At 65.6% G+C, this 12262-nt stretch carries 10 protein-coding genes; 8 read left to right on the top strand and 2 right to left on the bottom strand.

Translation table 11 applies throughout. From position 1 onward, the window contains the following. Positions 1-1509 precede the first annotated feature (1509 nt). Complete coding sequence (locus E1J61_RS27990) at positions 1510-2604, top strand: replication protein RepA (RefSeq protein ID WP_133097177.1); 1095 nt, start codon at positions 1510-1512, stop codon at positions 2602-2604. 102 nt (positions 2605-2706) lie between these two features. Here E1J61_RS27990 and E1J61_RS27985 read toward each other — a convergent pair whose 3' ends face one another. Further along, positions 2707-2910, bottom strand: coding sequence for a cold-shock protein (locus tag E1J61_RS27985; protein ID WP_006159056.1), 204 nt, complete (start codon positions 2908-2910; stop codon positions 2707-2709). A 378-nt stretch (positions 2911-3288) separates the two neighbouring features. On the opposite strand from E1J61_RS27985, the gene E1J61_RS27980 reads away from it, so the two are divergent. Together E1J61_RS27980 and E1J61_RS27975 are read left to right on the top strand one after the other, a co-directional pair. Next, positions 3289-3948 (top strand): AAA family ATPase, encoded by a 660-nt coding sequence (locus tag E1J61_RS27980; protein ID WP_063237647.1) that lies wholly within the window; start codon positions 3289-3291, stop codon positions 3946-3948. Between the two features lie 3 nt (positions 3949-3951). Next, the gene (locus E1J61_RS27975) at positions 3952-4965 is read left to right on the top strand and encodes a ParB/RepB/Spo0J family partition protein (protein WP_133097176.1); all 1014 of its coding nucleotides are present in this window, start codon (positions 3952-3954) and stop codon (positions 4963-4965) included. 218 nt (positions 4966-5183) lie between these two features. On the opposite strand, the gene E1J61_RS27970 is transcribed toward E1J61_RS27975, so the two are convergent. Further along, on the bottom strand, positions 5184-7004 hold the full coding sequence (locus E1J61_RS27970) for a phage integrase family protein (protein ID WP_371704800.1): 1821 nt from the start codon (positions 7002-7004) through the stop codon (positions 5184-5186). A 456-nt stretch (positions 7005-7460) separates the two neighbouring features. Here E1J61_RS27970 and E1J61_RS27965 point away from each other — a divergent pair, with 456 nt between their 5' ends. From E1J61_RS27965 to E1J61_RS27945, 5 genes are all read left to right on the top strand, one after another. Next, on the top strand, positions 7461-8300 hold the full coding sequence (locus E1J61_RS27965; RefSeq protein WP_133097174.1) for a response regulator transcription factor: 840 nt from the start codon (positions 7461-7463) through the stop codon (positions 8298-8300). A 324-nt stretch (positions 8301-8624) separates the two neighbouring features. Beyond that, the gene (locus tag E1J61_RS27960; protein WP_133097191.1) at positions 8625-9089 is read left to right on the top strand and encodes a response regulator transcription factor; all 465 of its coding nucleotides are present in this window, start codon (positions 8625-8627) and stop codon (positions 9087-9089) included. Between the two features lie 159 nt (positions 9090-9248). Next, positions 9249-9527 carry a hypothetical protein gene (locus E1J61_RS27955; RefSeq protein ID WP_133097173.1) on the top strand — a complete coding sequence of 93 codons (279 nt, stop codon included), beginning with the start codon at positions 9249-9251 and terminating at the stop codon, positions 9525-9527. A 687-nt stretch (positions 9528-10214) separates the two neighbouring features. Next, positions 10215-11198: a DUF1839 family protein gene (locus tag E1J61_RS27950; protein ID WP_368671143.1), complete on the top strand. Its 984-nt coding sequence runs from the start codon at positions 10215-10217 to the stop codon at positions 11196-11198. Then, on the top strand, positions 11195-11986 hold the full coding sequence (locus tag E1J61_RS27945; RefSeq protein WP_133097172.1) for a hypothetical protein: 792 nt from the start codon (positions 11195-11197) through the stop codon (positions 11984-11986). Before E1J61_RS27950 ends, E1J61_RS27945 begins: the two co-directional genes overlap by 4 nt. The last annotated feature ends 276 nt before the right edge of the window (positions 11987-12262 follow it).

Genomic DNA, 12262 nt, shown 5'->3' with positions numbered 1-12262 from the left:
GCCTCCCCGCTTTCCCGCCTCCCCGCCTCCCCGCCTCCCCGCTTTCCCGCTCCCCGTTTTCCTGCCTCCCGGCTTCTATGCGCCGGTCCTGGCGCTTACTTTCCTATCCACATGCCGCCCGCAGAAACGGGTACGCCTTGCTGCAGTGCAAGCTGCGGGCGCCATCCGCCCGCTAACGCAGAAACGGGTACGCCCGTCGCCATAAAGCCTCTTCCCAGCGGCCCGCAACAACGCAGAAACGGGTACGCCTGGTGCCAGAACGCCACCTGGCGTGGGTTCGCACAGCCCGCAGAAATAGGTACGCCCGGTTCCACCGCGTTACCAGGCTTGCTCGGATCATGGGGCGCCGGTAACAGCCGGACGCCTAGATATCCACACGACTACGCCGCGAACGCCACGCAGAAATGGGTACGCTTCGTATTGCAGCGCACAAGATCCGTTCAGCCAAAAGCTTGAAACGAACGCTCGCAGAAACAGGTACGGCCACCACAAGTGCGTGGATGCCGCCTGTCGCGCAGAAACGGGTACGGCGTCCGGGGTTTCCGGACATTTCCGACTTGTTGGGATGAAGCGCAGCCCCCGACTGGCTCGCAGAAACAGGTACGCATGGATGAGGGGCGGCACACTCACGTATACGTTGAGTGTGAGCGCTAGCTTTTTATATGAGGCAGATATATAATAGAAACTTGGCAGTACATCCATCCGCAACCCCACCCCTTCAACGCAGAAATGGGTACGGATGCAGGTACAGAGCCCGAGATCTCACCGCAGAAACGGGTACGGGGGCCAACGCCCGGCGCACAGGTCTGCGGGCGCAGAATTGGGTACGCCGCAGAAACGGGTACGCAGAGGCAAAGGCGCAGCCGTTTTTCTTCGCCACGCAGAATCAGGTACGGTTTCGGCCCATTCACCGCAGAAATGGGTACGCCGCCGGCGCTGGGAGGCCGAGGGCGATCCAGGGCTTGAACCCTTTTCTGCGTGGATAACCCATGCCGCAGGCCGCGCGACGGCGCAATCCGGCGGTAAACCGGGCGTAAACGGCGTATACCGCCCGGGTCGCCGCAGAAACGGGTACGCTTTGCGCGGTCTGCGTTGTGGAAAAGCCTGTGGAAACACGGGGTTATCCCCGCAGAAACCAGTACGCGCGGTCCGCAGATACAGGTTCGGGGCGCCGCAGATACGGGTTCGGCCCTTCGCAGAATCGAGTACGGTTGTCCGCAGATTCGGGTTCGCAAGGGTAGTTTTTTTCCTTACGAATCAAGGCGCTGAACTTCACGTATACGGTTTACAAGTAGTTAACCCGTATCGGTATCGTTTACTGGTAGTCACAGGGTTGCGCACCGTGGACAACCCTTGCGGGTTGCCCACCGTCCGCCCCCCAGCTATCAGTCGTGAGAGTCCCCGCACGACAAAACCGAGGCAAGCAAGGCCAAACCTCAGCGTACCTGTTTCTGCGTGACAACTTTTGCGGCTTCGAGTACAAAGGCGGGTAATCCGAAGCACGCCAATATGCCCATCAAACGCTCCCCGGCCGCCACGGGGGATCGAAGTGTCCTCGACGTGGATGCCGAGCCCTCCCGCATCATTGTTCCCGGCAACGAGAACATCCTGGTTCCGTCCGAGAAATTCCAGCGTCTGTTTGACGAGGCGCAGGCCATGGAACGCGAAGACGCCTGGCAAAGCGGCGAAGTTGGCTTCCTCAGCCGCGCCAGCGTCCAGGTCACGCTGCCATATCGGGCGCCCAAGGGCGCACCGCCGGTATGGACGCGTACCAGCGGCAATATCTCGCTGATGATCCAGCCGGGCTACTTCACGCAGCAGCGCTCTGAACGCGCAGCCAACGGCCGCCAGAAGCTGGTGTCGGAGACCGTCTCGCTGGGCTATCCCTATGGCTCCTATCCGCGCCTGATGCTTGCCTGGATCGGCAAGGAGATCATGGCGAAGAAAAAACGGGGTGAGTTCACCGGGACGGTGGAAGACCGGCGTATCTCGCTGGGCAATTCGCTGTCCGAATTCATGTACAACCTCGGTATCCCGATGGCCACTGGCGGCAAGCGGGGCACCATGACGCTGGTTCGCCAGCAGATGATCCGGCTGTTCTCCGCAACCATTGCGATCGTGCAGAACAAGTCGACGCCTAGCCAGAACCAGAACCCGAATCACGAGCCGCTATCGATCGACCGTGTGGGCTACCTGCTGGCCGACCAGTTGTCGACATGGTGGGACCCGATGCAGCCGGGGCAGGGGTCGATGTTCGAGAGCTTTGTGGTGCTGTCCGAGCCGTTTTTCAACGAACTGGTCAACCGACCGGTACCGGTGGACATGCGTGCACTGAAGGCGCTGAAGCAGTCGCCGTTCGCGCTGGACGTTTACTCGTGGCTGACCTACCGGTTCTTCACGATCCAGCGGCGCACCGAGATCCCTTGGGAAGCCCTGCAAATGCAATTCGGTACGGAAACCGAAAGCGAGCGCAAGTTCCGCGCGCTGTTCCGCAAGGCGCTGAAGGACGTGCTGGTGGTCTATCCGGGGGCCAAGGTCGATGCGGATTCGTCCAAGGCGCTGATCCTGCAGCCGTCCCGTACCAGCGTGCGCAAGCTGGGCTGAGTTCCTGGCCGAATGGCCAGATGCAAAAAAGGCAAGCGTTGAACGCTTGCCTTTTTGTTTGTCCGCCGCGGCAGGTTTGCTGCAGCGGGCAAATCAGCTGGATCAGGCCGGCTTGATGGCCGAAGCCTGCAGGCCCTTCGGACCCTGCTTGACTTCAAACGTCACGCGCTGCCCATCCTTCAGGGTCTTGAAGCCAGAACCCTGGATTTCGGAGAAGTGCGCAAACAGATCTGCACCACCATCGTCCGGGGTAATGAAGCCAAAGCCCTTGGTCTCGTTAAACCACTTGACCGTACCGGTTGCCATAAGAGTTCCTTTTCGAAGCAAGTTCTAGTACACCACGCAAACAACCGTTCAAGCACGTTGAGTTCTCGTAGATACCGAACGGAAGCCGACGAGGTTGACACGACTTGACTCGACTGTAGCGCGCATCATAACCACTTTGGATTGCGGTGTCATGTGCGGCGTAATGCGCACTACAAATACTTTAGACATAGGGGCGGGCGCATTTCAAGCAAATTTATTGTCGAACGCGACCTCTCCCGCAAAAAAGCCGGGACGACGCTCCGCTGCACCTTAATAAAATATTTGTAAATTTGTAAAACGGTTGAAGCGTCACCTGGTTTTGGCTACAGTTGCGCCTTAAGAGTCAACCGCGCTTTCAGCGCTGAAAGAGAGGTCGCAGTGGCAGCCAAAATCATTACCGTCTTCAACCAGAAAGGCGGTTGCGGAAAGACCACGGTCAGCATGCATCTGGCGGGAACACTCGGCCTGCGCGGTGCCCGATCCATGCTGGTCGACATGGACGAGCAAGGCACCGCCACCCGCTGGGCTGCGCAGGCCAGCGATGAGCGCCCGTTTCCCGCGTCGGTGATCGGCCTGGCGCCCTCGGGCGGCGCCATGCACCGGGAGGTTCGGAAGTTTGTGCAGGACTACGATTACATCGTGGTCGATTGTCCGCCTGCGGTTCATTCGGCGGCGCCATCCAGTGCGCTGCTGATTTCCGACCTAGCCATCATCCCGGTAGTGCCGTCGCCTCCGGACCTATGGGCGGCGGTCGCCGCTAAAACGCTGGCACAACATGCGCAAGTCCAGAATGAAACCTTGCTGATCCGGGTAATGGCCAATATGGTGCAGCGGCGCGTGTCGATCGCACGGCAGGCGATCGAGATCCTGGGTGACGATGGCGAGGTGCCGCTTTTGAATTCGATGATTGGATCGCGCTCGGCCTTCCGCGAATGCCAGGCGATCGGCTGTACCGTCCATGGCGTTGCCGGAGCGCGTGAAGCGGTACAGGAGGTCGACATGATGGTCGACGAAGTGTTGTCTTTGATTGAGCAATAAGGCATGGCTACAAAACTGAAAAGCCTTAAGGCCGGCATGCTCGCCGGCATGGTGGCGGAGAAGAACCGCAACGACACGCTGGACCGCTTTGCGCGGGCCGAGGCAGCAATTTCGCAGCATCCGAATGGCCTGCTGCAGGGCAGGGCCAACGACGCCGCGGCGGTTTTCAGCGCTGAAAGTGCGGGCGAGATGGCGTCCGGCCGGCAGCTGGTGCGGATTCCGCTGGCGCAACTCCACGACAATCCACTGAATGCCCGCCGGATCTATGATCCCGCGGTCGTGCAGGAGCGTGCGGCGTCGATCGCCACGCATGGACAGAAGACCCCCGGTCTCGCTGCACCCGACCCCTCGCGTCCCGGCCACTACATCCTGATCGACGGCCACTACCGCAAACGAGCGCTGGCTTCGGCCGGCAAGCTCGAGATGGAGTGCTTTGTCGAGGACGACCTGAGCGACCTGGATTTCTACCGGCTGTCGTTCATGCTCAACGAGCAGCGCTCGGACCAGTCGGCGCTGGACAATGCGATTGCCTGGCGCCAGTTGCTCGATGAAGGCAAGGTTCAGAAGGAAGAAGAAATCTGTGAATTGACCGGGATGTCCGCTGGAACGGTCAACAAGACGCTGGCGCTATTGCGCCTGCCCGAGTCCGTGCTGGGCGTGATGCGCGAGCGGCCGAGCGCGATCGGCATCGCCGCGGGCTATGAGCTGACTTTGTATTGCAAGCTGGCGGGGGAGGAGCGAACCCGCGAGCTGGCGGCACGGATCATCAACGATGGCCTGTCGAGCCGCGAAGTCGAGGCAATCCGCAAGCACGCGCAGGAAGGCAAGGCGCGCAAGGTCAAGGAAATCAGCCGGCAATACAAAATCCGGACCGACAGCGGCCAGTTGCTCGGAACCATCAAGGAGTGGGATTCGGGGCGCGTCGTCCTCGATGTCCAGCTGGGCGACCGCAGCGCCCGCGAGGACCTGGTCGAACTCCTCAAGGCTCGCTTCGGGCTGGACAAGACCTTGCTCTGAACGAGTCCGCTGAGCGAGTCAGGTGCCGGGGAAGCGGGCTACGAACCACCGCACTCCCGGCGCATCAGGGAGACCGCGGACGTGGCAGGATCGCTCGGCAAGACCCTGCAGCGTACCCAGTTCTTCGGTGGCGATGCTGCCACCCATATCTACGCCAAGGCAGATGGTCAGCCAAGGCTGTTCATGCCGAAAAGGGTCCTGTTCCGTACAGCCAGACCCTACGGCGACTCTTTCTCCGTACCAACTTCTTCGGCCGATGCCAACGCTGTCCGCCAACGCCGCGCCTCGCGCACGAGGTCACGCGGCGTGCACGCCGGGAAGCTCGCATCCAGCCTCCGATAGCGCGTAATCACCGCCGACAGCAGTGCGTGCAGCCCTCGCACCGAGTAGGGCGGGTGGGTCATGCTGGCGAGCTTGCGCTGCGCCCGCCGGGTGGGCGGCGCAACGGGCGGGCCGAGCAGGGGCACATCCGCCATCGCGGGCATGTCCAGGTCCAGCGCCCGGTCTTGCCAATGGCGGCGTAGCGCGGCCAGCGCCGTGTCGCTGAGCGCAAGCCGGTCGCCATCCAATGCTTCGTCCGCCTTCGTTGCCGGCACCCGGTCGAGGATCCGCAGGTCTTTCCAGCGCAGCGCCACCAGCCCGGCAAAGCGGGGCCGGCATTCGCGCAGCAGCGCGACCGCTGCGGCCGCGGCGCGGTAGCGCCGGCCATCGGGCTGGACGCATTCGTTCTCCAGCCAGGCAGTGAAGCGCACCAGCGCCATGTCGTCGACAATTCCCTCACCGGCAGCGCTGCCCGGGTCAAGGCCGGAAGCCACATCGCCTGCCGCGCGCGTCATCCCGATATCCGTTCCTGTACCCGTTGCCGGTCCGCCTGCTGGCAGCCACCGCGCGGCCGAGTCGTACCCGTTGCGCGCCATCCAGGCCCACAAGGCGCCCAGGACACGCATGCTATGCCGCAAGCTGGCATCGCCCAGCGGCCCGGTAAATGGCCGCCAGGCCCCGACTTGCCTGGAAGCCCGCGGTCCGCACCAGCGCGCCGCCGGCTGCGGGTCCGCAAGAAAGGCCAGGTATGCCTGGCGGTCCTGCCCGTCCAGCGCGGCGAGACCCTTGCGGCGCTCGATCACCGACCACAGCAGCAACCGCTCGGCCTCCTTGCGGTACGCCGCGTACGTGGCGCCGGCAGGGGGAGCACTGGCGTGCAGCCACTTGCGCACCACGTCGACGCCGCTCGCAAAGGGACAGGCGGGCGGTGCCCCGGCGTCACCGGCGAGCAGTTCCAGCGGCAGCAGGCGCGGCATGTCCGGTGTCAGCGCGCCGCGCGCCAGCGGCGCGCGGTCACCTACATGCGCGGCCAGCATGGGTTGGCCCTGGGACGTGCGGACCAGGTCGCGATGTTCCGCCAGCCAGCGGTTGATGGCCTGGCCGGCGAGGGCGCCGATACGTGGCACACGCCGCCACCATCCCGTGCCGCGGGCATTAGTCAATGCAATAAGTTCCTTAATAGTAACAATATTGGCTTTGCGCAGGCGGCGTGCCAGTGACGGCCCGAACCACAGTTCCACGCCATGCTCCGCCCGCGGCGCCGCCGTACCGAGCCGTTCCAGTTCCGCCAACGCATCCACCCGGCGATCCATGCCGCGGTTGGAACGGCCCGGACCGGACACCAGCAGTTCGCCCAGGTCGGCGCGGCCATGGAGATGGGCGAGCTGGACCATGCGGTCGCGCAGACCCAGCAGGGTGCGCAGTGCCGATTCGCCGGCATCGTCGTCATCGCCGTCGTCGGCAAGGTAACGGCCAACGACCAACGCTGCCGGCATGCCCTGGACATAGGCGCGGACGGCGGCGAATTCGCTGCGGGTCAGGCTGACGGCATGCGATCCGGGCAACATGGGCAGGGGTGCGGGAGCGTCGGTGGGGGAGGGCACATAGCTTACGGTAACTCCTTGATTTATAAGGCACTTGAACTCAGGCCAAATCCATCCGGCCGGAAATGCACAGCAAAGAGCAATGCCGATAATTTTATGCGAGGTAAGCGGCATTCCGCCAGTCCCCGGGCCACCCGAACACCCGTTTGTCGATCTAAGCTCGCTGGCAGGGTCGCAGTGGGCCGCCCGTGACAGCGTTCCGGGACGAAGGGAGCCCCCTCCGGGAATACCCGCTGCAATGCAACAGAGGCTTGCTTTCGACGCCCCTGTTTCATAAGCTGAAGATCAGAATTAGATTCTGTTAAATTTGATCGGAAAGTTGCTAAAGCGCTAGTCATGAACTGCGCGGGTCCGGCACCAGCCGGCCAGACTCGGTTCGAACGGCGCAAACGGGGCGATTCGGCACTCCAAGGGAAGGGACGGGCACGGCAACCGACGGGACGCCGTACCAGGCCAGGAACAAGCCGGATCGTATGGATCGACGAGCCGCAGCATAGCGGAAGGCGGTCCAACAGCAAGAACGGGTTTGTCGCAGGACCTGGGCTTGCCGCAATAAGAAGGAGAGCGGCCATGGCCAGCATCCTCTTGATCGAACACCATCCACTGCTGCGCCTGGGTCTTCGCCACCTTCTGGCCCAAGCGCATCTCCCGGGCGACCTGATCGATATCGATCCGCTCGCGCCGATCGACCCCGATCTCTGGCTGGTAGACGCCGACTTGCTGGTGTACGGGCTACCGCACGACGCCGCGGCAGGCTGGGCCCAGCTCGACGACCTGTGCGAGCGCCTGCGGCCCCGGCGCGTGCTGCTGCTGACCGAGCGGCCCGCCGCGGCACTGTCACGGCCGGCGCTGCCGGAGTCCATACGTGGCTGCCTGCACAAGGCCGCCAGCGCCGAAGCGCTCGACGCCGCGGTGCGGCTGGTGCTGGCCGGTGGGGAGTGCTTCCCGTCGCTGCTGCTGTCCGAGCCAGCCAGCGGACGCAGCGACGATGCCGGCACGCTGGCCATGTCCGCACAGTCCGAACAGTCCGCACCGGCCGCGCCATCCATGCCGTCCGGTCATGCCGGTGCCCCGGTGGTGGTGCCGCTGCATGCGTTGCGCGGCGAAACACCGGCCACGCCGCCTGTGTATACGAGCGAAACGCCGTCGAGCGGCGCGCATCTGCTCAACATCACCGAACGGCAGTATGAGGTACTGGCCCTGCTCGCGCGCGGCTATCCGATCAAGACCGTCAGCCGGATGCTCAATATCTCCGTCGCCACGGCCAAGACGCATGCCTGCACGCTGTACCAGCGGCTCCATGTACGCAACAAGGGCGAAGCTGTCTACGTGGCGCTGCAGCGTGGCGCCACGCTGGACTGGGCCGGCCCGCCGGCGGTGCGGCCGCTCGGCGCGTGCCGGGCCGCCTGAAGCCCCCCTGCATGACCGTTCTGGGGTGCATCGGTTGCAGCCATGCCGGCGCCGGTCGGATCCGGTGCCGCGGCCATCCCCGCAGGTCATCCATTTGACGTGGCGGCCTCCGCCAAAAGCATGAGGCGGTGCCGGGGAGCGCTTGCTACGTTGACAGGGAGGCGTTCGCCGCCGCCTGCCGCGCGCCATGCGTCAGGCGCCCAACGGCAGGGCGCGCACCGCCGCGAGGCCCCCCATGTTCGCCACGGCGGGCCATCCGGCCACTTGACCTTCTGACCCCGGGCCCATCCCGCCGCACCGGCCGTGGCCTCCATTGCCGATTCGATGCCGACCTACCTGATCGCCAGCAACGAAATGATGTGCCGCACCCTGGTGCGGCGCCTGGAAGCGCTGGGCCTGCCGCGCCCGATCCGGTGGCGCGCGCCGCATTGGCTGCAGGATGGTGCTGCCGGCCGGCAGCGTCATCCCGATGCGGACGAGCCCGGCAGCGACCCGGCCGATGTCGCGCTGATCGATTGCAGCGGGCTGGACGGCGACCCGCGCAAGCTGCTCGAACAGATGCAGGCCCGGCTCGCGCCGCGCCGCTGGCTGGTGTTGTCGGACCGGCTGGACGCGACGCTGATCGTCCACGCCGCGCTGCTGGGCGCGAGCGGTTGCCTGGCGGTGCCGGCGCCTGCCGAGCTCGTCTGTGCCGCGACCGCGCTGGTGTGGGCTGGCGGCCAGTGCTTCCCGCGCATGGCCCTTTCGCTGATGCAGGCCACGCCCTGCGACAGCGTCGGCGCCGCCTGAATCTGCCCGTCCCTCTCTTGCTTCCCTCCTTCGGCCACCACAGGATTACAGCCTGCGGATGAGGGCGTTCGGTGCGCGCAAGCACTATGCTTGAGATGCCCGGCGTCCGAGCAGCCCCATTCCAAGAGGGCTTGCCGCGCCGGGATGCTAGGGGGTCGTATGGAAGGCGGGATGGATTACCTGGTCGTGCATGGCTTCGCCGTGCGCGAGGGCCGGGGCAAGTGGGCTTGCTGCTTCGAGATCCGGCTGGCTGGTGCGGGCGAGCAGCCACTGTTGTATCGCGGAGAACTGCATGGTCGCCGCTACGATTGCGAGCATGCCGCAGCGCAGGCCGCGCGTGAAGCAGGACAGCGTGAAGCGGTGTTGCGGGTGGAAAGCCTGCGCGCACTGATCCTGGCGCAGCATCGCCTGCGCCTGCCGGCAGCTACGCTGCCCTGAGCCAGGGCGCCGCGGCGCCCTGCTGTGTTCCGCGTGCCTCGCCAGCGCCAGCGCGAGGCGCGACCACTGCTGCCATTGTCCTGCAGCAGTGCTGCCTGCCACCAGTCCCGCTCGCCAGCCATTGCCGTGCACCCACAGGGCATGCACATGCCTGCTGGCGTCGCCGCGCTGCCGAACCCTGTCGCGCGCGCCGTGCCATGCCACAAAAAAAGAAGCCCGCCGACCGGGGGACCATGCGGGCTTTGAAGGCGTGCAGGCAATACTGCCCGCCCACACGTCCTCTTGACGATATCCAATCGGCACGCACGCCTCTATCAACCAGAAGCAGCATGCGCGTCACGCATGCGGCTGAATGCCACTAAACCGGCTCAACCGGAACTCAACCTCTGCGGCGAACGGTACAGACGCGCTTGCCATCGGCATGCGCGTCCTTGCGCCACGCAATGACGGCCGAACCTGTGGGCCCGTGCAAGGTTTGTGCGCCGTCCAACAGACTGTCCTGAACCGCGCGCGCCAAGATCGCCATCAAGACCGATGGCGCAAGCATTTGGCTCGGGGCAGGGAGAAGGCGGGCATGACAGCAGACAGTCAGTGCACGGCAGCCGGAACGCGAGCGCGAGGGCGCGCATCCGGCGCGGGCCACGCACACCCGCGATTGGATCGGCATGGCAGGCGCGGAGGTCTCTAGTGTACGGCGACACCAAGATGCGTGGACGTGGCGGGCCTGGGTTGCGTGGCGGCAATCCGGTGTGGTCGCACGTCAACTGCCATGTCGACCTGTGGATCGAGTTGCTGCACGGACTTGAACTGCCACCGGTCGCCGCGCTGCCGTGCGCAGTGCGCCAGGATTTCGAGGCCGATCATTTCACGCAGTGCCGCTTTCCGGTGGCGGACCTGGAGCGGCTCTACGGGCTGACCGCCCATGCGCTGACGCTGTACGACTCGCTCGAGTCGCACGTGGCGGCGCAGACCGCGCGCGGCCATCTCGTCGTGATCGAACTCGACAGCGGCCAGCTGCCGCCGCCGCCCGGCGCGGGCTACCAGCGCCACCGCACGCCGACCTGCATCGCCGTCGACGTGCTGATCCCCCAGGCGGGCGCCGTCGGCTATTACCACACTGACGGCTACCACACCGCCAGCGGCGAGGACTACGCCGCGATCTTCCGGCTGGCACCGGGCGCGCGCAGCGCCGAGTCGCTGCCCTTCGTGCATGCCGAGGTAGTGCGCCGCGATGGCCGGCTGCGCGGGCGCGAGTCGTTGCTCGACGCTTCGCTGGCGCTGCTGCGCACGCACCTCGGCAACCGTCCGCAGCAGAATCCCGTGACACAGTTCCGTGCCGTGTTTCCCGCCCACCTGGAGCGGCTGATGGCGCGCGGCGAGCCGGGCTTCCACCACTACGCCTCGGGCGTGCTGCGCCAGCTAGGCGCCAACTTCGAGCTGCTGGCGCGCTACCTGCGCTGGCTGGTGATGCAGGGACAGGAGGTCCCGGAGAAGGCGGCCGAGGCGTGCTACACGATGGCGTCGGAAGCGATGGTGATGCAGTTCCGGCTGATGCGCGCCGTGATCAGCCGCAAGCCGGATCGCTGCGAAGACTGCCTGGACCAGCTCGAGGCCTCCTACCAGGCCAGCGTGCCGGCGCTGGCCCGGCATTTCGGCGAGTATGCGCCATGACCGCCGCTGCCGAGGCCACGGGCCGGCGAGCCGCCGCCCTCATTTCGGCCGCCGTTCCGTCCGTCGACGTCACACCCCTCACCGCCTTCACCGACGTTGCGGGGCGCGCGCCTTGCGGCCCGTGGCGATGGCTGCAGACGCTGCCCGGCGCGGCACCGTCGCCCGCGGTGCTCGACGATGGCGCGTGCTGGCTGCCGGCGCCGGTGCCCGGTTCGGTTGCGATGGCCATGCAGGCGGCGGGCCGCTTGCGCGAAGGCGCGCCGGTGCCGCTGCACTGCCACGACTACTGGTACCGGCTCCGCTTTGCCGGACACGGACCGCGGCTGCTGCGGCTGCGCGGCCTGGTGCGCGGCACCGAAGCGTGGGTCAACGGGCGCCAGGTGATTGCCGTGGATGATGCGATCGGGCATGGCACTGAACTGCACGAGTTGCACGCGCCGCATCAGTTGTACGAGGCCGCGATCGAACTGTCGGGCATGAACACGATCCACCTGTGCTTCCGCGCGCCGCGCGTGCTGCATCCCGCCGCGGCGGCAGTGCGTGGCTGGCGCTGCACGGTGGTGGCCGCCGCCGGCCACCTGGCCGGTTTTCTTCCGCGCGCCTTGCCGTTGGATGAGGTCGGGCCATGCCAGCCCGTCGAATTGCTTGCGCCCATCACGCTCTTTACGCCATTTGCGCCCCTTCCGGCACCGCTCGTTTCCGCCGGCCGCCCCGCGCTTCCACCCGTCTCCGACTTTTGCAGGAGGGCCCGGCACCTGCCGGCGCCGCTGCCGCGCGCTGCACGCTGATTGCGCCGTGGCCGGGCATCCGCTCGGCTTTCCGGCCAACCTCCCGATGGATGAGCGCTTCCCAACCATTCGCCTACTGTCGCAGCGCCTCGCCATGACGCTAAATAGAGTCACTGGCTTGCAGTCAGCGCCGCAGCAGGGTCAACGGCGCAGCCAGGCAGTCGGAAACCAGTCATGCCGGTCCATGCCGGCGCTGAACGGGGACCGGCAAGGCTGAAGCCCGTTTTCCCGAGTGGCGTTCGCCGAGCCGGCTGGACGTTGTTCCCGAAAACGGGT

It is taken from the genome of Cupriavidus sp. L7L (assembly GCF_004353535.1).
GTDB classification, from domain to species: domain Bacteria; phylum Pseudomonadota; class Gammaproteobacteria; order Burkholderiales; family Burkholderiaceae; genus Cupriavidus; species Cupriavidus oxalaticus_A.
The sequence above is the reverse complement of the archived record's forward strand: the minus strand, read 5'-3'. Positions and strand labels throughout refer to the sequence as shown.